The 22,876-nt window shown below is 35.7% G+C and carries 17 protein-coding genes and 5 tRNA genes; 21 read left to right on the plus strand and 1 reads right to left on the minus strand.

Annotation, left to right across the window (positions count from 1 at the left end):
- Nucleotides 1-72: 72 nt before the first annotated feature.
- The 21 genes from GQ45_RS15365 (at nt 73) to GQ45_RS15465 (ending at nt 19,896) form a co-directional block, all read left to right on the plus strand.
- The gene (locus GQ45_RS15365) at nt 73-2,142 is read left to right on the plus strand and encodes an amino acid carrier protein (RefSeq protein ID WP_047419373.1); all 2,070 of its coding nucleotides are present in this window, start codon (nt 73-75) and stop codon (nt 2,140-2,142) included.
- Between the two features lie 9 nt (nt 2,143-2,151).
- Complete coding sequence (locus GQ45_RS15370) at nt 2,152-3,042, plus strand: helix-hairpin-helix domain-containing protein (protein WP_047419374.1); 891 nt, start codon at nt 2,152-2,154, stop codon at nt 3,040-3,042.
- Nucleotides 3,043-3,134: 92 nt separating this feature from the next.
- Nucleotides 3,135-4,304: an acyl-CoA dehydrogenase family protein gene (locus tag GQ45_RS15375; RefSeq protein WP_047420504.1), complete on the plus strand. Its 1,170-nt coding sequence runs from the start codon at nt 3,135-3,137 to the stop codon at nt 4,302-4,304.
- A 136-nt stretch (nt 4,305-4,440) separates the two neighbouring features.
- Nucleotides 4,441-4,635 carry a 30S ribosomal protein S21 gene (gene rpsU / locus GQ45_RS15380; protein WP_047419375.1) on the plus strand — a complete coding sequence of 65 codons (195 nt, stop codon included), beginning with the start codon at nt 4,441-4,443 and terminating at the stop codon, nt 4,633-4,635.
- Between the two features lie 100 nt (nt 4,636-4,735).
- Complete coding sequence (locus GQ45_RS15385) at nt 4,736-5,632, plus strand: tyrosine-type recombinase/integrase (RefSeq protein WP_047419376.1); 897 nt, start codon at nt 4,736-4,738, stop codon at nt 5,630-5,632.
- A 21-nt stretch (nt 5,633-5,653) separates the two neighbouring features.
- Nucleotides 5,654-5,956 (plus strand): ribosome hibernation-promoting factor, HPF/YfiA family, encoded by a 303-nt coding sequence (gene hpf, locus GQ45_RS15390; RefSeq protein ID WP_047419378.1) that lies wholly within the window; start codon nt 5,654-5,656, stop codon nt 5,954-5,956.
- 97 nt (nt 5,957-6,053) lie between these two features.
- Nucleotides 6,054-6,127, plus strand: a tRNA-Thr gene (locus GQ45_RS15395).
- 131 nt (nt 6,128-6,258) lie between these two features.
- A tRNA-Tyr gene (locus GQ45_RS15400) sits at nt 6,259-6,340 on the plus strand.
- A 76-nt stretch (nt 6,341-6,416) separates the two neighbouring features.
- Nucleotides 6,417-6,489 (plus strand) — tRNA-Gly (locus GQ45_RS15405).
- Nucleotides 6,490-6,744: 255 nt separating this feature from the next.
- Nucleotides 6,745-6,816, plus strand: a tRNA-Thr gene (locus GQ45_RS15410).
- Nucleotides 6,817-6,872: 56 nt separating this feature from the next.
- Complete coding sequence (gene tuf, locus GQ45_RS15415; RefSeq protein ID WP_047419379.1) at nt 6,873-8,060, plus strand: elongation factor Tu; 1,188 nt, start codon at nt 6,873-6,875, stop codon at nt 8,058-8,060.
- A 72-nt stretch (nt 8,061-8,132) separates the two neighbouring features.
- Nucleotides 8,133-8,205: transfer RNA gene (locus GQ45_RS15420), tRNA-Trp, on the plus strand.
- 140 nt (nt 8,206-8,345) lie between these two features.
- Nucleotides 8,346-8,534: a preprotein translocase subunit SecE gene (secE, locus tag GQ45_RS15425; protein WP_047419380.1), complete on the plus strand. Its 189-nt coding sequence runs from the start codon at nt 8,346-8,348 to the stop codon at nt 8,532-8,534.
- 12 nt (nt 8,535-8,546) lie between these two features.
- Nucleotides 8,547-9,098 (plus strand): transcription termination/antitermination protein NusG, encoded by a 552-nt coding sequence (gene nusG, locus GQ45_RS15430; protein WP_047419381.1) that lies wholly within the window; start codon nt 8,547-8,549, stop codon nt 9,096-9,098.
- Nucleotides 9,099-9,165: 67 nt separating this feature from the next.
- Nucleotides 9,166-9,603, plus strand: coding sequence for a 50S ribosomal protein L11 (gene rplK / locus GQ45_RS15435; RefSeq protein WP_047419383.1), 438 nt, complete (start codon nt 9,166-9,168; stop codon nt 9,601-9,603).
- Between the two features lie 18 nt (nt 9,604-9,621).
- Nucleotides 9,622-10,311, plus strand: coding sequence for a 50S ribosomal protein L1 (gene rplA, locus GQ45_RS15440; RefSeq protein ID WP_047419385.1), 690 nt, complete (start codon nt 9,622-9,624; stop codon nt 10,309-10,311).
- Between the two features lie 12 nt (nt 10,312-10,323).
- Nucleotides 10,324-10,842, plus strand: coding sequence for a 50S ribosomal protein L10 (gene rplJ, locus GQ45_RS15445; RefSeq protein ID WP_047419387.1), 519 nt, complete (start codon nt 10,324-10,326; stop codon nt 10,840-10,842).
- 53 nt (nt 10,843-10,895) lie between these two features.
- Nucleotides 10,896-11,270: a 50S ribosomal protein L7/L12 gene (gene rplL, locus GQ45_RS15450; RefSeq protein ID WP_047419389.1), complete on the plus strand. Its 375-nt coding sequence runs from the start codon at nt 10,896-10,898 to the stop codon at nt 11,268-11,270.
- Nucleotides 11,271-11,402: 132 nt separating this feature from the next.
- Nucleotides 11,403-15,212, plus strand: a complete 3,810-nt coding sequence (rpoB, locus tag GQ45_RS15455; protein ID WP_047419391.1) for a DNA-directed RNA polymerase subunit beta — start codon at nt 11,403-11,405, stop codon at nt 15,210-15,212.
- A gap of 65 nt (nt 15,213-15,277) precedes the next feature.
- Nucleotides 15,278-19,576 carry a DNA-directed RNA polymerase subunit beta' gene (gene rpoC / locus GQ45_RS15460; RefSeq protein WP_047419393.1) on the plus strand — a complete coding sequence of 1,433 codons (4,299 nt, stop codon included), beginning with the start codon at nt 15,278-15,280 and terminating at the stop codon, nt 19,574-19,576.
- An 11-nt stretch (nt 19,577-19,587) separates the two neighbouring features.
- On the plus strand, nt 19,588-19,896 hold the full coding sequence (locus GQ45_RS15465; protein WP_047419395.1) for a DUF3467 domain-containing protein: 309 nt from the start codon (nt 19,588-19,590) through the stop codon (nt 19,894-19,896).
- A gap of 392 nt (nt 19,897-20,288) precedes the next feature.
- On the opposite strand, the gene GQ45_RS15470 is transcribed toward GQ45_RS15465, so the two are convergent.
- Nucleotides 20,289-22,736 carry a S9 family peptidase gene (locus GQ45_RS15470; protein ID WP_047419396.1) on the minus strand — a complete coding sequence of 816 codons (2,448 nt, stop codon included), beginning with the start codon at nt 22,734-22,736 and terminating at the stop codon, nt 20,289-20,291.
- Between the last annotated feature and the right edge of the window lie 140 nt (nt 22,737-22,876).

Genomic DNA, 22,876 nt, shown 5'->3' on the forward strand with positions numbered 1-22,876 from the left:
AAATTTGATACCACTTTTTTTTTTTAGATATTGCCTAACAATTAATCAAATAAAACTTACGTAACCAACATTATGAAGAAATTAATTTACTTCGTTTCTCTACTAATTTCCTTTTCAGTTTTCTCTCAAGACCTTAAAGTAGAAGGAAAAGTTTTCAATCCCTCCAACACTATCAATGATGGTGTTATAGATCTAGAAGTCTCAGGCGGTGTGGAACCTTACACTTTTAAATGGAGTAACGAAAATACCCCACTAAGCTCGAAAAGAGCCACAGGCTTAGTTGAAGGCGTTCCATATGATGTTGTCATTACAGATGCCAATGGGCAAAGTGTAAGCAAATCTTATAAAGTAAAAGCAGAAGCCATAACTGAAATTTTTAACGGTACCATGACGCCCGCGGTAAGTGCCTTAGGGTCTGTGTTGTTTTGGGATCCTTTTGCTGCAGTAGGGCTTTATGATCCTGTAGTTTATGCCGATGTAAAAAGAGTAGGAGTACCGAATTGGTCTCCTGATATGAATGATAAATTTACCCTCACAAAATGGATTAAGCCAGAAGGTTCAAAAGTTAAAAAGGGAGAGCAAATTGCTATTATTACCAATAATACTGGAGAAGAAATTGGTATTAATGCCTTAGCGAGTGGAGAATTAAAACATTTAACGGCCGAAGGTAAAGTAATTTATAATTCCGAGAATAAAGAACATATTATTGAACAAGGGGCTCACTTTTTAGCTTCTATTAAATATGATGACCCTGAAGTCGTAATACATCCAAATGGTGATCCAGTGACAAAACCTATTTCGTTTATCGTGATTTGGTTGGTATTAGGAGCCACCTTTTTTACCTTTAGAATGGGCTTTATAAATATTCGAGGCTTTGGTCATGCCATAGATTTGGCACGGGGAAAATATGATGATCCAAATGCACCTGGTCAAGTTACGCATTTTCAAGCTTTGGCTACTGCCGTGTCCGGTACTGTTGGTCTAGGTAATATCGCAGGGGTTGCCGTTGCTGTTTCTTTAGGGGGCGCAGGTGCTACTTTCTGGATGATTGTATGTGGATTTTTAGGTATGTCTTCAAAATTTGTAGAATGTACTTTAGGTGTAAAATATAGAGATATTTTACCAGATGGTCGTGTTTTTGGAGGTCCAATGAACTATTTGCGCTACGGTCTTGAAAAAAGAAATATGAAAGGTTTTGGCAAAGTACTTGCAGGTTTATTTGCAGTATTAGCAGTTGGTGCTTCTTTCGGAGGTGGAAATATGTTCCAAGCAAATCAATCTTTCGAGCAGTTAGCGGGTCAGTTTCCTGTTTTAGCAGGTAACGGATTTTGGTTTGGTATTGTCACTGCAATTTTAGTTGGTGTTGTTATTATAGGTGGTATTAATAGTATTGCTAATGTAACGGGTAAAATTGTGCCAATTATGGCTTCAATCTATATTGTTGCTGCCTTAGCGGTAATTATAATGAATATTGAGAATATCGGTCCAGCATTTTCAGCCATTTGGAATGGTGCATTTAGTCCGTCTGCATTGAAAGGGGGTATCATTGGAGTACTGGTCATAGGTTTTCAGCGAGCCGCGTTTTCTAATGAGGCCGGAGTAGGTTCTGCTGCCATTGCACATAGTACAGCGAAAACAAATAACCCTCCCTCGGAAGGCTTTGTAGCGCTTTTAGAGCCTTTTATTGACACTGTTGTGGTATGTACGCTTACCGCTCTTGTATTAATTTTTACGGGTATGCATGAGGTTGAAGGCATGGCGGGGGCTCAATTAACATCAGATGCATTTGGAAGTCAAATTTCTTGGTTCCCTTATGTGCTCGCTTTAGCCGTATTCTTATTTGCATTTTCTACAATGATTTCTTGGTCGTACTACGGAATGAGAGCTTGGACCTATTTGTTTGGAAAGAGTAAAAGAACGGAGTTTATTTATAAAATGGTTTTCTTAGTATTTGTTGTTATTGGAGCTTCGGTAAGTTTAGGCGCTGTATTAGACTTTTCTGACATGATGATTTTAGCGATGTCTTTCCCTAATATTATTGGATTGTATATCATGTCTGGGGAAGTTAAAAAAGATTTAAAAGAGTATTTTACGAAGTTAAAATCTAACCAGTTATATAAAAAGCAAATAGAGTCTAAGTAAAATAACCTAATGAAAAAATATAAATCCCACGTTAAGTTCAATACACAAGAACAGCGTGGGATTTTATTTTTATTACTTATTATTATAACGCTTCAAGTCGCTTATTTTTTATACATAGCTAAGGTTTCTACTAATTTAAATGTTACTGGTGCTTTTGTAAATGAAGAACAGCAACATCAAATTAACCTTTTAAAGCAGAACATGCTTAAAAAGGATACGCTACATTTATTTCCCTTTAATCCTAACTATATAAACGATGCCAAGGGCTATACCTTGGGGTTGTCTTTAGAAGAGCTTGATCGATTACACAAATTTAGAAAAGCAAATAACTATGTAAATTCTAAAGCGGAATTCCAGAAGGTAACTTTGGTCTCAGATTCGCTGCTTGATCTAATAGCGCCCTATTTTAAATTTCCGGATTGGGTGACTAGTACTTTACATAACAATCCCACAAGGTCAGAAAACCAGAGGGCTGTTAGGTATGAAAAATCAGTAGTAGAGGCCAAGCAGGACTTAAATACTGCTACGACAGCAGACCTAAAAAAAATAAAAGGAATCGGTGACAAACTATCAGAAAGGATCGTTAAATTCAGAGATAGGTTAGGCGGCTTTCTGATAGATGAACAGCTATATGATGTCTATGGCTTAGCGCCAGAAGTTACAAAAAGGGCTCTGGAAAAATTCACGGTAATGCATCAGCCGACGGTGCTAAAAATAAATTTAAACACCTGTTCCTCTTCCGAATTATCAAAATTAGTATATTTAAATGATGTGCTTTCTGAAAAAATTATACGCTATCGAAATACGGTTGGTGTAATTCAATCTTTTGAGGAATTAAAAAAAATAGAGGGTTTTCCTTCGGAAAAAATCAATAGAATATCTTTATATTTGTCTTTATAAAAAAAAGCTATGAAATTGGCCCCAAAAAAAGGTGACTTTACCTTTTATTGTTGGGCTAATTACATGATAATGTAATTATGAAATACAAAAACATGAACAGTATGTACTTTACTGAAGAGCACCAATTATTCAGGGCAAGTTTAAAAGATTTTTTAAAAAAAGAAGTAGTTCCGCACATTGAGAAATGGGAAAGCACAGGGACCATTGAGCGTTTTATTTGGAAAAAGTTTGGCGACATGGGCTTTTTTGGTCTTGCTACACCAGAAGCTGACGGAGGCTTAGGTTTAGATTTGTTTTATACGGTTATTTTACTTGAAGAATTACAAAAAATAAATTCTGGCGGTTTTGCTGCAGCAATTTGGGCGCATGCTTATTTAGCGATGACCCATCTTAATAAGGAAGCTGATGCACAACTAAAGAAAGATTATTTAACCCCTAGTGTACATGGTGACAAAATAGGTTGCCTATGTATTTCAGAACCTTTTGGAGGTAGTGATGTAGCTGGCATGAGAACTACTGCTGTAAAAAAGGGTGACTCTTATGTCCTAAATGGCTCAAAAACTTTTATAACAAATGGTGTTTATTGTGACTATATGATAGTGGCTGCAAAAACAACTCCGGAATTAGGAAATAAAGGCATCAGTATTTTTCTTGTCGATAAAGCTACTCCAGGAGTTTCAGCAACCAAATTGAATAAATTAGGTTGGAGAGCATCAGATACGGCAGAGATAGCCTTTGATAATGTAGTGATACCAGAAAGTAATTTAATGGGTGACGAAAACATGGGATTCTCTTATATCATGGAGCATTTTGCCTTAGAGCGCCTAATTATGGGTATTAATGCTCATGCAAGAGCTGAGCACGCCCTAGAGTATGCCCTGCAATATATGTCAGAACGCCAAACTTTTGGAACCACCATAAATCAATACCAAGCACTGAGACATCGTTTAGTGGATCTGTATGCAGATATGGAACTTTGTCGAGAATATAATTACGTTGTTGCAAGTAGGTTAAACAAGGGTGAATATGTGGTTAAGGAGGCGACCATATCAAAACTAAAATCTACCAAAATGGCAGATGAGGTTATTTATGAATGTTTGCAATTTTTAGGCGGTTACGGGTATATTGAAGATTACCCTTTAGCTCGTATGCTACGCGACAGTCGATTAGGACCTATTGGCGGAGGTACTTCTGAGATTTTGAGAGAAATTTTAGGTAAAATTATTATTGATAAAAAAGAATATAAGTCTGCAATAGATTAAATTTTAAGGATTTAATCTATTGTATTTTAGCTGTTTGCAAATAATCACTAATTAAATTTTAATTATTGATTATAAATTCTAAAATAGTTATTACATTTGCAAAATAATAATCACAAAAGAGAGGAGGTTGTAGCCCATGTTAATTATACCGATAAAAGAAGGAGAAAACATAGATAGAGCATTAAAGCGTTTCAAGCGTAAGTTTGATAGAACTGGAACAATGCGTCAATTAAGAAAGCGTCAGCAGTTCACGAAGCCTTCTGTAGAAAGAAGAGCTCAGATTCAGAAAGCGCATTATATGCAAGGCTTGAGAGATCAAGAAGAGATATAATAAGAAAACTATCTAATGAAGATATATTTAAAACCTCGCATTTTGCGAGGTTTTTTTGTTTTTAATTATGTTCTTGAAAAATCTTTATTAATTTTAGGCTATGAGTATTGCTTCATTTGTAGAGTATCTTTCCTTAGAGAAAAAATATGCCACCAATACTGTTAAGGCTTATCAGGATGATTTGTTGGAGTTTGATGCCTATTGTAGAGCAGAATTTGGCGTGCACGACATAGAGAATAACAGCTATGCAGAGATAAGAAGTTGGGTTGTGGTATTGGTGGGTACTAAAATCTCTAATCGAAGTATCAATAGAAAAATAGCCTCTTTGAAAGCCTTCTATAAATTTTTGCTTAAAATTGATGCTATCCAAGTGCATCCATTAGCAAAACATAAGTCCCTAAAAACTCCAAAAAAAATTGAAATTCCATTTTCGGAATCTGAGATGGAAAAAATAATACAGAGTATTTCTTTCCCTGATGACTTTACAGGACTTAGAGATAAATTAATGATTGAGCTTTTCTATTCAACAGGAATACGGCGCGCTGAATTGGTTAATTTAACTATGAGCAACTTAGATTTATCGAATAGTACTTTAAAAGTGATTGGTAAGCGAAATAAAGAGCGGATACTTCCTATCGTAAAATCGTTGAAGATATTATTTGAGTCTTATTTAGAGCAGAGAGCAGCAGTTTTGAGGGATCCATCGATAAAATTTGTTTTTTTGACTAAAACAGGAGATAAAGTATATGAAATGCTTGTTTATAGGGTTGTAAATCATTATTTTAGTAAAGTGTCTACCAAGGTAAAAAAGAGTCCGCATATTCTCAGGCATACCTTTGCAACACATTTATTGAATAAAGGTGCGGATTTAAATTCAGTAAAAGAGTTATTGGGGCATGCCAGTTTAGCTTCTACTCAGGTATATACGCATAACAGTATAGCGGAGCTGAAAAAAGTACACCTTGCATCCCATCCTAGAAATCAAAAAAAAGAGTAGTTTAACTTTAAATTTTTGTCCATGAAAGTAAATGCACAATCTGTTAATTTTAATGCAGAGGGAACTCTGATTAATTTTGTTCAAAATCGATTAAATAAATTAGATCAATATTACGATAAGATTTTAGGATCTGATGTATTTTTAAAAGTTGAAAAAATGAGTGCAAAAGAAAATAAAGTTGTTGAAATAAAAGTTTATGTACCTAAGAATGAATTTATTGTAAAAAAGCAATGTAAGTCTTTTGAAGAGGCAATTGATGCGGCTTGTGATTCATTAAAGCGGCAATTAGTGAAGCAAAAAGAAAAATTACGTATTTCTGCGTAAATTTTTTCAAAAAATATTTTGTTTAAATAAAAATATATCTACATTTGCAGTCCGTTAAAATAACGGGCTTTTTTTTTGACCGAAAAAAGTTTTAAAAGCCGATGTAGCTCAGCTGGCTAGAGCAGCTGATTTGTAATCAGCAGGTCGTGGGTTCGAGTCCCTCTATCGGCTCAAATGAAGTAAGATTTCAAAACTCTTACTGAAATATTGAGATTGAGTTTAAAGTCTTATGATTATTCTATAATCATGGTTTTAAAGATAATTTAGTTATCAGCTCAAATGTTCTTTTATAGTATTGGTTTGGGGAGATACTCAAGCGGCCAACGAGGGCAGACTGTAAATCTGCTGACTACGTCTTCGCAGGTTCGAATCCTGCTCTCCCCACAAAAAGAAGTTTGAAGTTTCATATTCAAAGTTTTAGGTTGAATAACAAAAAACTCTAAATACGGAACTTAAAATTGCGGGAGTAGCTCAGTTGGTAGAGCGTCAGCCTTCCAAGCTGAATGTCGCCGGTTCGAACCCGGTCTCCCGCTCAAAATTAATTAGTAAGTCTTTTTTGGTTTACTAGTTTTTTTAAACCTAAGTTGTTAAAACTATGGTTTGGTATTGCCAAAGTGAGTTTAATTGAACGTATAATCAGTTTTAGATTCATTTTGAAATCAGACTTGAGTGTCTGTAGTTGTAGGGTTTGAAAAAGCACTATATCTTTTAACCTTGAGGTAAGGTTGATTGTTTTGAGTTTATTGATTGTTCTGAAAATGATGAAGATAGATTTTTAACTCAATTAGGCCGGTGTAGCTCAGGGGTAGAGCGTTTCCTTGGTAAGGAAGAGGTCATGAGTTCAAATCTCATCATTGGCTCAAATTACGACATAAAATTGTACACTAATATAAACTAAGATTAAAATTCAATAAACATGGCTAAGGCAACATTTGATCGTTCTAAACCGCATTTAAATATCGGTACTATTGGACACGTAGATCACGGTAAAACTACATTGACTGCCGCTATTACAACAGTTTTGGCAAACGCAGGATTGTCTGAAATGAGAAGTTTCGACTCAATCGATAATGCACCGGAAGAAAAAGAAAGAGGTATCACTATTAATACATCGCACGTAGAGTACTCTACAGCTAACCGTCATTACGCTCACGTTGACTGTCCAGGTCACGCGGATTACGTAAAGAACATGGTAACTGGTGCTGCTCAAATGGACGGTGCTATACTTGTTGTTGCTGCTACTGATGGTCCAATGCCACAAACTCGTGAGCATATCCTATTAGGACGCCAGGTTGGTATTCCTAGAATGGTTGTATTCATGAACAAAGTGGATATGGTTGATGATGAGGAATTATTAGAATTGGTTGAAATGGAAGTAAGAGAATTACTTTCTTTCTACGAGTATGATGGAGATAATGGTCCTGTAATTGCTGGTTCAGCATTAGGAGCATTAAACGGTGAGCAAAAATGGGTAGATACAGTAATGTCTTTAATGGATGCTGTTGATACTTGGATTGAATTACCAGAAAGAGATGTTGATAAGCCTTTCTTAATGCCTGTTGAAGATGTATTTACGATTACAGGTCGTGGTACTGTTGCAACTGGTCGTATAGAAACTGGTGTTGCTAATACTGGAGATCCTGTTGAGATCATTGGTATGGGTGCTGAAAAATTAAACTCTACAGTAACTGGAGTTGAAATGTTCCGTAAAATATTAGATAGAGGTGAAGCGGGTGATAACGTAGGTATTTTGTTAAGAGGTATTGAAAAATCTCAAATCAAAAGAGGTATGGTAATCTGTAAGCCAGGTTCAGTAAAGCCACATGCTAAATTTAAAGCTGAGGTTTACGTACTTAAAAAAGAAGAAGGTGGTCGTCACACACCATTCCATAACAACTATCGTCCACAGTTCTATGTTAGAACTACAGATGTAACAGGGACAATTAACTTGCCTGAAGGTGTTGAAATGGTTATGCCAGGTGATAACTTAACTATTATTGTTGATTTATTATCTCCAATTGCTTTGAGTATTGGTCTTCGTTTTGCTATCCGTGAAGGTGGTAGAACAGTAGGAGCAGGTCAGGTAACTGAAATTTTAGATTAAATTTTATAGCATATATATTATTTTCATCAAGGGTGTCCTGCTATCGCAGGATACCTTTCGATGTAAATAAATACGGGTGTAGCTCAGTTGGTAGAGCACTGGTCTCCAAAACCAGGTGTCGGGAGTTCGAGTCTCTTCTCCCGTGCTAGTAAGAAGTTTTAAAATAGAAATTCCTTTTTTTGGAATGGTGATTAGAACTAAATAAATAATGTTGACTGGTAATTTTGTTTCTTTTGGATATCAAAAAAAAGTCAAAAAAAAATATAAAGTTAAATCTTTCGCAGCATGTTGACATATATCAAGGAATCCATCGAAGAACTTAGAACAAATATTACGTTGCCCTCAAGAGCAGAATCCTCTAATCTAATGGTAATCGTTGCTGTTTTTTCTATTTTATTTGCATTGGCAACTTGGGGTGTAGATAGCCTTTTTAGTGAGTTAATTCAAATTTATTTTGATAATATAATCAATTAAAAAGCTTATTCTATGTCTGAAGTATTGGAAAAGAAATGGTATGTAGTAAGGGCTGTAAGTGGTCAGGAAAATAAAATCAAAGGGTACATCGAATCTGAGGTGGCTCGACTTGGTTTTAATGATTACTTAGAAGACGTTTTAGTGCCTACTGAAAAAGTTATTCAGATTCGTAATGGAAAAAAGATAAACAAGGAAAGAGTTTATTTTCCAGGTTACATTATGATAAAGGCTAACCTAGGAGGTGAAATGACGCACGTGATCCGATCTATTACAAATGTGATAGGCTTTTTGGGTGAAACAAAAGGGGGAGACCCTGTTCCTTTAAGAAAGTCCGAAGTGAATAGAATGCTCGGTAAAGTAGATGAGTTAACGGTGACTATGGATAATGTAGCCATTCCATTCGTAATGGGGGAGACCGTAAAAGTTATCGACGGACCCTTCAACGGTTTTAACGGAACTGTGGAAAAAATTAACGAAGAAAAACGCAAGCTTGAGGTAATGGTGAAGATTTTTGGTAGAAAAACACCATTAGAATTGAGTTATATGCAAGTAGAAAAAGTATAATAAGAAAAACTGTTACATAAAAAATTGTATTGCTTCCAATTTAATACAATGAATTTAATTTTAAACAATGGCAAAAGAAATAAGTAAAGTAGTTAAACTACAAGTTAGGGGAGGTGCAGCGAATCCATCGCCACCGGTTGGACCCGCTTTAGGTGCTGCCGGTGTGAACATCATGGAGTTCTGTAAGCAATTTAATGCGCGTACTCAGGACAAACAAGGTAAGGTTTTACCTGTTGCGATCACCGTATACAAGGATAAGTCGTTCGACTTCGTTGTAAAGACACCGCCAGCGGCAGTTCAACTTATGGAAGCGGCTAAGATTAAAAAAGGATCTGGAGAGCCAAATAGAAACAAAGTAGCAAGTGTATCTTGGGATCAAATCAAAAACATCGCTGAAGACAAAATGGTAGATTTAAATGCTTTTACCGTTGAATCAGCTATGAGCATGGTTGCGGGTACTGCAAGATCTATGGGTTTAAAAGTTTCAGGCACTAGACCTTTCTAATATCTTAAAAGCAATATAATGGCAAAATTAACAAAAAATCAAAAAGAAGCGCTTTCTAAGATAGATAAGAATAAATTGTATTCGTTATCAGAAGGGTCGGCTTTAGTAAAAGAAATAACAAAGGCAAAGTTTGACGCATCTGTAGAATTAGCGGTTCGTTTAGGAGTAGACCCTAGAAAAGCTAATCAAATGGTACGTGGCGTAGTAACCCTACCTCACGGTACTGGTAAAGATGTTAAGGTTTTAGCATTAGTAACACCTGACAAAGAAGCAGAAGCAAAAGAAGCTGGTGCTGATTTCGTTGGATTGGATGAGTATTTGGAGAAAATTAAAAACGGTTGGACAGATGTTGATGTGATCATCACTATGCCTAGCGTCATGGGTAAATTAGGCCCCTTAGGTAGAGTTTTAGGACCTAGAGGTTTAATGCCTAATCCAAAAACTGGAACGGTAACTATGGATGTAGCAAAAGCTGTTGCAGAAGTAAAAGCTGGTAAAATTGATTTTAAAGTAGATAAAACGGGTATTGTTCATGCGGCTATAGGGAAGGTTTCTTTCTCTGAAGACAAGATTCAAGAAAACGCAAGAGAACTTATCGAAACTTTAATCAAATTAAAGCCAACTGCTGCAAAAGGTGTTTATATTAAAAGTATTTACATGTCTAGTACTATGAGTCCTAGTGTGCAATTAGATGCTAAATCAGTTTAATTCGGGTAAATTATGAACAGAGAAGATAAATTAAACGTAATAGAAGATTTAACTGCGCAATTAAGTAATGCTTCAACGATATATTTAACAGATATTTCAGGTTTAAACGCAGTGACAACATCTGATTTAAGAAGAGCTTGTTTTAAAGCAAATATTAAATTAGCAGTTGTTAAAAATACATTGCTTGAAAAGGCAATGAAAGCCTCTGATAAAGATTTTGGTGAGCTTCCAGGAGTTCTTAAAGGAAGTACTTCATTGATGTTTTCAGAAACATCGAATGAGCCTGCAAAATTAATCAAAGCCTTTAGATTAAAAACTAAGAACAAGCCTTTATTAAAAGGTGCTTTTGTTCAGGAGTCAATTTATATTGGTGATGAGCAATTAGAATCTTTAGTGAATATTAAATCTAAAGAAGAAGTAATAGGTGATATTATTGCATTATTACAATCTCCAGCTAAGAATGTTATTTCAGGTCTTAAGTCTGGTGGTGGTAAACTTGCAGGTATCCTTAAAACATTATCAGAGAAATAAAACGTACGCACTAAAAACAATTATATTTTAAAAATTTATTAAACGATAGAAAAATGGCAGATTTAAAAGATTTCGCAGAAAAATTAGTTAACTTGACAGTAAAAGAAGTAAATGAGTTAGCGACTATATTAAAAGATGAGTATGGTATCGAGCCTGCTGCTGCTGCTGTTGCAGTTGCTGCTGGTGGTGGTGCAGCTGCTGAAGCGGTTGAAGAGCAAACAGAATTTGATGTAATCTTAAAAGCAGCTGGTGCATCTAAATTAGCAGTAGTTAAATTGGTTAAAGAATTAACTGGTTTAGGTTTAAAAGAAGCTAAAGATATCGTTGATAGCGCACCAAAGCCTATCAAAGAAGGTATCTCTAAAGATGAAGCAGAAGGTATTAAAAAATCATTGGAAGAAGCAGGAGCTGAAGTTGAGCTTAAATAATAGCAACAACCATATAGTTTTTGGTTTAGGTCTTTTCACTTTTGGTGGCTAGACCTAAACCTATTTATGTATGTAACCTTTATTTACATGCAATTTTAGAGTAAGTATTCATAATCAAAATTTTGTCCATTGATGGTTACAAATCAGACTGAAAGAATAAATTTCGCATCCGCTAAGAATATCCCGAACTATCCAGATTTCTTAGATATTCAGGTTAAGTCGTTTCAAGATTTTTTTCAACTTGAAACCAAATCTGACGAAAGGGGAGATGAAGGACTATACAATACGTTCATGGAAAACTTTCCTATTACGGACACGAGAAATCAGTTCGTATTAGAATTTTTAGACTATTTTATAGACCCTCCACGTTATTCTATACAAGAGTGTATAGAACGTGGTCTTACCTATAGCGTTCCGCTAAAAGCAAGGTTAAAATTATATTGTACGGATCCGGAACATGAGGATTTTGAAACAATTGTACAGGATGTTTATTTAGGGACTATTCCTTACATGACACCAAGTGGTACTTTTGTGATTAATGGTGCTGAACGCGTTGTTGTATCTCAATTACACAGATCTCCTGGTGTATTTTTTGGACAATCATTCCACGCAAATGGAACAAAATTATATTCTGCAAGAGTAATTCCTTTCAAAGGCTCTTGGATAGAATTTGCAACTGATATCAATGGCGTGATGTATGCTTATATTGATAGAAAGAAAAAATTACCCGTTACTACATTATTCAGAGCCATCGGTTTTGAAAGTGATAAAGATATTTTAGAGATTTTTGACCTTTCTGAAGAGGTTAAAGTTTCTGTTGCGGGACTTAAAAAAGTACTAGGTCGTAAATTAGCGGCAAGAGTGCTAAATACTTGGCATGAAGATTTCGTAGATGAAGATACAGGCGAAGTAGTTTCTATAGAAAGAAACGAAATTATATTAGATCGTGACACTGTTTTAGAAAAAGATCATATCAACCAAATAGTTGATGCTGATGTTAAAACTGTACTTCTACACAAAGAAGGTGCGGCGCAATCAGATTACGGTATTATTCACAATACATTACAAAAGGATCCTACGAACTCTGAAAAAGAGGCCGTAGAACATATTTACCGTCAATTACGTAATGCTGAACCGCCAGATGAGGAAACTGCACGTGGTATTATTGACAAATTATTCTTTTCTGATCAACGCTATAACCTAGGTGAAGTTGGTCGATATAGAATGAACAAAAAATTAGGTTTAGATATCGAAATGGACAAACAAGTTTTGACCAAAGAAGATATTATTACCATTATAAAATATTTAATAGAGTTAATTAACTCTAAAGCAGAGATCGATGATATTGATCACCTTTCTAATCGTCGTGTTAGAACAGTAGGGGAGCAATTATCACAACAATTTGGTGTTGGTTTAGCGCGTATGGCGCGTACTATTCGCGAGCGTATGAACGTTCGTGATAACGAAGTATTTACTCCCATCGATTTGATCAATGCTAAGACACTTTCTTCTGTGATCAATTCGTTCTTCGGAACAAATCAATTATCTCAGTTTATGGATCAAACAAATCCGTTAGCTGAAATTACACACAAAAGAAGGCTTTCTGCATTAGGACCTGGAGGTTTATCAAGAGAAAGAGCTGGTTTTGAAGTACGTGATGTTCACTACACACACTACGGAAGACTTTGCCCTATTGAAACGCCAGAAGGACCAAACATTGGTTTAATTTCTTCGCTTTCAGTATTTTCAAAAGTGAATTCTATGGGCTTCTTAGAAACTCCTTACCGAGAAGTATCCAATGGAAAAGTAGATATTCATAATTTTAGATACCTAAGTGCTGAAGAAGAAGAAGGAATGAAAATTGCGCAAGCAAACATTCCAATGGATAAAGATGGAAATATCACTGCTGATAAGGTAATTGCAAGAGAAGAAGGGGATTTCCCAGTCGTTGATCCTTCAGAATTAAACTTTACAGATGTTGCTCCTAATCAAATTGCTTCTATCTCTGCTTCTTTAATCCCATTCTTGGAACATGATGATGCGAACAGAGCTTTGATGGGATCAAACATGATGCGTCAAGCAGTACCATTATTAAGACCAGAGGCTCCTATCGTGGGTACTGGATTAGAGCGCCAAGTGGCATCTGATTCAAGAGTATTAATTAATGCGGAAGGTGATGGCACCATCCAGTATGTTGATTCTGAAAAGATTTCTATAAAATACAATAGAACTGAAGAAGAGCGTTTGGTAAGTTTTGAAGAAGATTCTAAAACATACGAATTAGTTAAATTTAGAAAAACAAACCAAGGTACAAGCATTAACTTAAAGCCTATCGTAAGAAAGGGTGATAAAGTTAAAAAAGGTCAAGTACTTTGTGAAGGATATGCGACTGAAAATGGTGAGTTAGCTTTAGGAAGAAACCTAAAAGTTGCCTTTATGCCTTGGAAAGGGTATAATTTTGAGGATGCTATTGTAATTTCTGAAAAAGTAGTTCGTGAAGATATTTTTACTTCGATACACGTAGATGAATATTCTTTAGAAGTAAGAGATACAAAATTAGGAGCTGAAGAACTAACAAACGATATTCCTAACGTTTCTGAAGAAGCTACAAAAGACTTAGATGAACACGGGATGATCCGTATTGGTGCAGAAGTAAAACCTGGTGATATTTTAATTGGAAAAATAACACCTAAGGGAGAATCAGATCCTACACCAGAAGAAAAATTACTACGCGCTATTTTTGGGGATAAAGCTGGTGATGTAAAAGATGCGTCATTAAAAGCCTCTCCATCATTAAGAGGTGTTGTTATTGATAAAAAGTTGTTTTCTCGTTCTATTAAAGACAAGAGAAAACGTTCTGAGGATAAAGAAGCTATTTCAAAACTAGAATTAGAATACGAAGTTAAATTTCAGCAGTTAAAAGATGTTTTAGTTGAAAAACTATTTACATTGGTGAATGGAAAAACCTCGCAAGGTGTTCTAAATGATTTAGGTGAGGAAGTACTGCCGAAAGGCAAAAAGTACACCATGAAAATGTTGAATTCTGTGGATGATTTTGCTCACTTGGTGGGTGGAAGTTGGACTACGGATAAAGATTCAAACACCATGGTTGCTGACTTATTGCACAACTACAAAATTAAACTTAATGACCTTCAAGGTAACCTTAGAAGAGATAAGTTTACTATTTCTGTAGGAGATGAGTTACCAGCGGGTATCATGAAGCTAGCTAAAGTATATGTTGCTAAAAAACGTAAACTTAAAGTTGGTGATAAAATGGCAGGTCGTCACGGTAACAAAGGTATTGTATCTCGTATCGTAAGACATGAAGATATGCCTTTCTTAGAAGATGGAACACCAGTTGATATTGTTTTAAATCCATTAGGGGTGCCTTCTCGTATGAACATTGGTCAAATTTATGAAACTGTTCTTGGATGGGCAGGACTTAAATTGGGCAAGAAATATGCAACACCAATTTTTGATGGGGCTACTCTTGATCAAATTAATGAATATACCGATGAAGCTGGAATTCCAAGATTTGGGCATACCTACTTATACGATGGTGGTACCGGACAACGTTTTGATCAACCCGCAACAGTTGGGGTTATCTATATGTTGAAATTAGGACACATGGTAGATGATAAGATGCACGCTCGTTCTATAGGACCATACTCGTTAATTACGCAACAACCTTTAGGTGGTAAAGCACAGTTTGGTGGTCAGCGTTTTGGAGAAATGGAAGTTTGGGCACTTGAGGCTTATGGAGCTTCTGCTACGCTACGTGAAATATTAACAGTTAAATCTGATGATGTTGTAGGTAGAGCTAAAACGTACGAAGCTATAGTTAAAGGAGAAACAATGCCAGAACCTGGTTTACCAGAATCTTTCAACGTATTAATGCATGAACTTAAAGGTTTAGGTTTAGATATTAGACTGGAAGAGTAGTAGTAATAGGTTTTTTTAGAGACACTATTTTTTAACACAATTTAATTTATCATCACCATATTGTTATGGCTAGACAAAGAGATAATAACACAATTAAAAGGTTCGATAAAATTTCAATAGGCTTGGCCTCACCAGAATCAATCCTGGCAGAATCAAGAGGAGAAGTTTTAAAACCTGAAACTATAAATTATAGAACGCACAAACCAGAGCGTGACGGTCTTTTTTGTGAGCGAATTTTTGGCCCCGTAAAAGATTACGAATGTGCTTGTGGTAAATACAAGAGAATTCGGTACCGCGGAATCGTTTGTGACCGTTGTGGTGTAGAGGTTACGGAAAAGAAAGTACGTAGAGATAGAGTAGGTCACATTAATTTGGTGGTGCCTGTAGCTCATATTTGGTATTTCCGTTCTTTACCAAACAAAATAGGATACTTGTTAGGCTTACCGTCTAAGAAGTTAGATATGATTATTTATTATGAGCGTTATGTGGTTATTCAACCAGGTATCGCGAAGGGTCCTGAAGGAGAAGAAATCAATAAAATGGATTTCTTAACTGAAGAGGAATATTTAAACATATTAGAATCTGTTCCTGTTGAAAATCAATATTTAGAAGATACAGACCCAAATAAGTTTATTGCTAAAATGGGTGCTGAATGTTTGATTGATATTTTAGCACGTATCGATTTAGATGTATTGTCGTATGAATTAAGACATAAGGCAAATACGGAAACCTCTAAACAACGTAAAACAGAAGCTTTAAAAAGACTTCAAGTAGTGGAGTCTTTGAGAGAATCTCAAGAAAATAGGGAAAACAGACCTGAGTGGATGATTATGAAAGTAATCCCCGTTATTCCACCAGAATTACGTCCTCTTGTGCCTTTAGATGGTGGTCGTTTTGCAACTTCAGATTTAAATGATTTATACCGAAGAGTTATTATTCGTAACAACCGACTTAAAAGATTGGTTGAGATAAAAGCTCCGGAAGTAATTCTTAGAAACGAGAAGCGTATGCTTCAAGAATCTGTAGATTCTTTATTCGATAACACAAGAAAAGCATCTGCGGTTAAAACAGAATCAAACAGACCATTAAAGTCACTTTCTGATTCTTTAAAAGGAAAACAGGGTCGTTTCCGTCAAAACTTACTAGGTAAGCGTGTAGATTATTCAGCACGTTCGGTAATTGTTGTAGGGCCAGAATTAAAATTATTTGAATGTGGTCTTCCTAAAGACATGGCTGCTGAATTATACAAACCTTTTATCATTCGTAAGTTGATAGAAAGAGGTATTGTAAAAACAGTAAAGTCTGCTAAGAAGATTATAGATAAAAAAGAACCAGTTGTCTGGGATATTTTAGAAAATGTATTAAAAGGGCACCCCGTTTTATTAAACCGTGCTCCTACATTACACCGTTTGGGTATCCAAGCATTTCAACCTAAATTAATTGAAGGTAAAGCAATTCGTTTACATCCATTGGTATGTACTGCATTTAATGCGGATTTTGATGGGGATCAAATGGCGGTGCATTTGCCTCTTGGACCAGAAGCTATTTTAGAATGTCAATTATTAATGTTGGCATCTCACAATATCTTAAACCCTGCGAACGGTTCGCCAATTACGGTACCTTCTCAGGATATGGTTTTAGGTCTGTATTATATGACCAAAGAGCGTAAATCTACACCAGAAGTTCCTGTAAAGGGTGAAGGCTTAACCTTCTATTCTTACGAAGAGGTTGTTATTGCTCATAACGAAGGCATGGTAGATTTGAATGCTGGTATTAAAGTTAGAGCAAAAGACTTTAACGAAGCAGGAGAATTAGTAAATCAAATTATACCAACAACAGTTGGTAGAGTATTGTTTAATATTATGGTGCCAGAACAGGCAGGATATATTAACGATGTATTAAATAAAAAATCTTTAAGAGATATTATTGGTAAAATATTAGAAGTAACTGATGTTCCTACCACAGGTGATTTCTTAGATAAGATTAAAACTATGGGGTATGAATTTGCTTTTAGAGGTGGATTGTCCTTTAGTTTAGGAGATATTATTATCCCGCCAGAAAAGCAAACCATGATCGATGATGCTAACGGTCAAGTTGAAGGAATTATGACCAATTACAACATGGGTCTTATCACCAACAACGAGCGTTACAATCAGGTAATTGATGTTTGGACTTCAACAAACGCACAGTTGACCGAATTGGCAATGAAGCGTATTAGAGAAGATCAACAAGGATTCAACTCGGTGTATATGATGCTTGATTCTGGAGCAAGGGGTTCTAAAGAACAAATTCGTCAGTTAACCGGTATGCGTGGTTTAATGGCTAAGCCTAAAAAATCAACTGCTGGTGGTGGTGAAATTATTGAAAACCCAATTTTATCGAACTTTAAAGAAGGTTTATCTATTCTTGAATACTTTATTTCTACACACGGTGCACGTAAAGGACTTGCAGATACCGCTTTAAAAACTGCGGATGCTGGATACTTAACACGTCGTTTGGTAGATGTATCTCAAGATGTGATTATCAATACTGAAGACTGTGGAACCTTAAGAGGTATTGAAGTTGAAGCTTTAAAGAAAAACGAAGAAATTGTAGAATCTTTAGGAGAGAGAATTTTAGGTAGAGTTTCTTTACATGATGTATATAATCCTTTAACCGAAGAATTAGTTTTAAGAGCTGGTCAAGAAATCTTAGAAGCTGATGTAAAAGTTGTTGAGGCGTCTCCGATAGAAAAAATCGAAGTGCGTTCTGCTTTAACTTGTGAAGCTGCTAAAGGTATTTGTGGTAAATGTTACGGTAGAAACCTATCGACCAATAAAATGGTTCAAAGAGGTGAGGCTGTAGGTGTTGTAGCCGCTCAGTCTATTGGAGAACCAGGTACACAGTTAACCTTAAGAACATTCCACGTGGGTGGTATTGCAGGTAACATCTCTGAAGATAGCAAGTTAAATGCGAAATTCGCTGGTATTGCAGAAATCGAAGATTTAAGGACAGTTACTTCTGCGGATAGCGAAGGTAATGCGGCTGAAATTGTAATTTCTAGAACATCGGAGATTAAAGTAGTTGATGCTAAAACTGGAATTACTTTAAGTACCAATAACATTCCTTACGGTTCACAGTTATTTATTAAGAATGGTGCTAAAGTAACGAAAGATCAAGTAATTTGTCAATGGGATCCTTATAACGGAGTAATTGTTTCTGAATTTCCAGGTAAAATTGCTTACGAGAATATTGATCAGGGGGTTACGTATCAAGTAGAAATTGATGAACAAACAGGTTTTCAAGAAAAGGTTATTTCTGAATCTAGAAACAAAAAACTAATACCAACTTTACTTATTATGAACAGTAAAGATGAAGTATTACGTTCATACAATTTACCGGTTGGATCACATATTATGGTCGATGACGGCGACAAAATTAAAGAAGGTAAAATCTTAGTTAAGATTCCACGCAAGTCTGCTAAATCAGGAGATATTACGGGTGGTCTTCCAAGAGTTACTGAACTTTTTGAAGCTCGTAATCCATCAAACCCTGCTGTAGTTTCTGAAATTGATGGTGTAGTTTCTTTTGGTAAGATAAAAAGAGGTAACCGTGAGATTATCATAGAATCTAAATTAGGAGAGATTAAGAAATACTTGGTTAAACTTTCAAATCAAATATTAGTTCAGGAAAACGATTATGTGCGTGCTGGTATGCCATTATCTGATGGGTCAGTGACTCCAGAAGATATTTTAGCCATCAAAGGGCCATCTGCGGTGCAACAATATTTGGTGAACGAAGTTCAAGAAGTATATCGTTTACAAGGTGTGAAAATTAACGATAAGCATTTTGAGGTAGTCGTACGTCAAATGATGCGTAAAGTTAGAATTCAAGATCCAGGAGATACAATTTTCTTAGAAAATCAGTTGGCGCATAAAGACGATTTTATTACAGAAAACGATGAAATTTTCGGTAAAAAAGTGGTTGTTGAAGTAGGAGAATCTGCTAATTTAAAAGCGGGTCAAATTATTTCAGCACGTCAATTAAGAGATGAAAATTCTATATTACGTCGAAATGACAAAGCTTTAGTAGAAGCTAGAGATGCTGTTGCAGCTACTGCAACGCCAATACTGCAAGGTATTACTCGTGCTTCACTACAAACGAAGTCATTCATATCTGCGGCATCATTCCAAGAAACGACTAAAGTATTGAACGAAGCAGCGGTTGCTGGTAAGATCGATGATTTAGAAGGATTGAAAGAGAATGTTATTGTTGGGCATAAAATCCCAGCAGGAACAGGTATGAGAGACTATGATAGTATTATTGTAGGTTCTAAAGAAGAGTATAACGAGATTATGGCTCGCAAAGAAGAATATAAGTTTTAAGTATAGTTTTCATGAGTGATCAAAAACAACAGAATCAAATAAATATTGAGTTAGATGAAAAAACGGCTGAGGGAATATATTCGAACTTAGCAATCATTAATCATTCAGTATCTGAATTTGTAGTTGATTTTATTAGTATGATGCCAGGAGCACCAAAAGCAAAAGTGAAGAGTAGAATTGTATTGACACCTCAACACGCTAAAAAGTTCTTGAAGGCATTAAGTGATAACGTCAATCGTTTTGAAAAAGCCCATGGTACTATTAAAGACTATGAACAACCTCCGTTACCCATGAATTTTGGGCCAACAGGAGAAGCATAATTAAAAAATCCCGAAGTAAATTTACTTCGGGATTTTTGTTTTATGGAGTCACTTTTTTTAGTAAACTTAAAAAGCGTAGCGAACAGTGGTATCGCAACTGAGTTGTGAAAATAAAAAATACATTATTTTTTTAGGTCTAACTACACTCATCTGAGGGCTAATGCTCTGCGAGGTATATCATAATGAGGCCATACCAGCTTCAAATTGTTTCATTGTTTTTATATGAAGTTGATGTATGAAACGGTGCAGCAGCTTAGAATTTAATAGCAAAAAAGCAGGAAACAAAATCAAAAAAAATAATTTTGCTTACTGCTTACTGCTTACTGCTTACTGCTTACTGCTTACTGCTTACTGCTTACTGCTTACTGCTTACTGCTTACTGCTTACTGCTTTCAGTTTTTTCCCATCACTGGAACCTCTATTTTGTTCTCTTCAGGTGCTTTTAAATATTTCTCTAACCATTGGTCTTGTTCCCAAAGCAGATGTAAAATACTTTCTTTAGCTCTATAGCCATGACTTTCTTTAGGAAGCATCACTAATCGAGCGGTTGCACCTAGGCCCTTTAAGGCGTTAAAGTAACGCTCGCTTTGCATAGGATACGTACCTGAGTTATTATCGGCTTCACCATGAACAAGTAGTAAGGGTGTTTTCATTTTTTCGGCATTCATAAAAGGAGACATCCCGTTGTAAACTTCAGGAGCTTCCCAGTAATTGCGCTCTTCGCTCTGAAAACCAAATGGGGTAAGGGTTCTGTTATATGCACCGCTTCTGGCAATACCCGCAGCAAATAAATCAGAATGTGATAGCAAATTCGCTACCATAAAAGCTCCGTAGCTATGACCACCAACAGCCACTTTTTTTCTATCGATATATCCTAAATCATCCACGGCATCAATAGCTGCCTTTGCATTGGCGACTAATTGCTTTCTGAAGGTATCATTAGGCTGTGCATCTTTTTCTCCAATAATTGGGAAAGCAGCATCGTCTAAAACCACATAACCTTTAGTAACCCAATAAATAGGAGAGCCCCAAGATGGGAAAGTAAATTCATTTGGGTTTTGTGTATTTTGAGAAGCGCTATTTTTGTCTTTATACTCTCTAGGGTATGCCCATAAAATCATTGGTTTCTTTTCTTTTTTAGCCTTGTCGTAACCCACGGGTAGATATAAAGTTCCTGTGAGTTCTAAACCATCATCTCTTTTATAGGTTATCACTTCTTTTTGAATAGTACTAAGGCTTTTAAATGGATTTTCGAAAAAGCTAAGTTGCTTGGTGGCTTTCTTATTTTTTAAACTTTTGTAGTAATAATTAGGGTATTCGCTTTTTGATTCAATACGAACTAGAAGTTGATCTTCCTCTGGATCATATTCCATTAAAGACTCCTTTTTATTTGGAATATTTGAGGTGTACAAGCGTTTGGTTTCATAATTCTCGAGATTCATTTGATCTACAAATGGAAACTGCCCATTTTCAGTATACCCATCCCCAGTTAAAAAAACAGTATTATCACTTACCACTAGTGTGTTTATGCCATATTGGTTTCTTTTGGTTACAAAGTTTCCTGGATCACTATATACATCTTGGTAATTTCTATCAGAAATTATTTTAGGAGCTTTGGTGGCATCAGAAGGATCAAAAATATAGGATTTCGTATTTCTATCATTCCACCATCTATCATAGGCGATAGCTGTATTATCTGTACCCCATTGAATACCACTAAATCTATTTTTAGTTTTCAATATGCTTTTTCCCTTTCCATCAAAAGGAGCATCTAGTTGAAACACTTCATCTCTATAGGCTACCTTATTCTCAGGATCTCCACCATCTAATACTTGGGCGTAAATTAAAGTAGCAGGTTTGTCGCCTCTCCAGCTTAAATCTCGCATACCCATGCGTTCAGCCATAAATCCTTTAGGTAAGTCTTCAATTAAAGGTACTTCAAGAATTTGATTGACTAAGCTTCCGTCTTTCTTATAAATAGAAGTGCTCGACGGAAACCTACCGTAAGTAACTAGGTAGGAAAATGGCTTTTTTAAAGTCACTATCATGGCATATTCGCCATCAGGAGAAAAACTTACAGAAGTGTACATATCAGCGTCTTTCCACTTGGTACTGTTTCCAGTTAGATCTACTTGATACAATTCGGAATGTGCTAATTGTTCAAAATTGAACTCGTCGTTGGGGTTTTTAAGTAAATCTTGGTAGGTTCTGTTTTGAGCCTCCTTACCGTCATTAGAAGAAATTGTAGGTCCTTGAGGAACCGATTCATCGGCGTTAATTAGTGCCTTTCTATTTTTTGGGAGCATTTTTACTAAAATAGATTGGCCGTCTTTGAACCAATTCATAACATCACCTAAATTTGCATTAACCGTAGCCTCTGTGATTTTTTTTACGGTCGCTGTTTTTAGGTCTAATACCCAAACTTCAACACCGTTTTCGGTGGTATTGGTAACGGCTACTTTCGACTGATCCGGCGAAAAATTTAGATTGGCAATTCTTGGATTTTCTGGAAGTCCAGTAATACTTTTAGCCTCTTTGTCTCTTGGCGCCTTAATTTTAATATCGTTGTAATAATTTGTTCTACTGCCGATGTTTGTTTTTGGATTGATTCTTAAACCAGCTAAACGCAATTCGGTTTCAGAAAGTTCGGCCATTGTTTTGTAAGTATCACGATACAACATAAGCATATATTCACCGTCATCCGTTATGATGACTGATGGTGCAAGCGGCGCATTAACTAAATCTAAAATTTCTTTTGATGGTTTTTGATAGCCTAGATTTTCTTGTGAAAAACCGATAGCTACAAAAAAGAGTAGGAGTAAAGTAAAAAGTTTTTTCATGAGTGTTTCATATAAGTGTTAAACATAAATTTATCTTACAATGTACATAAAAAACCTCTAAAAAATGTAAATTTGATAAGAGAATGTCGATGACCTGCGGCTTAAATTACTTATAAAAATATCTTAATTAAAGCTATAAG

This window comes from Cellulophaga sp. Hel_I_12 (genome assembly GCF_000799565.1).
Lineage (GTDB): Bacteria > Bacteroidota > Bacteroidia > Flavobacteriales > Flavobacteriaceae > Cellulophaga.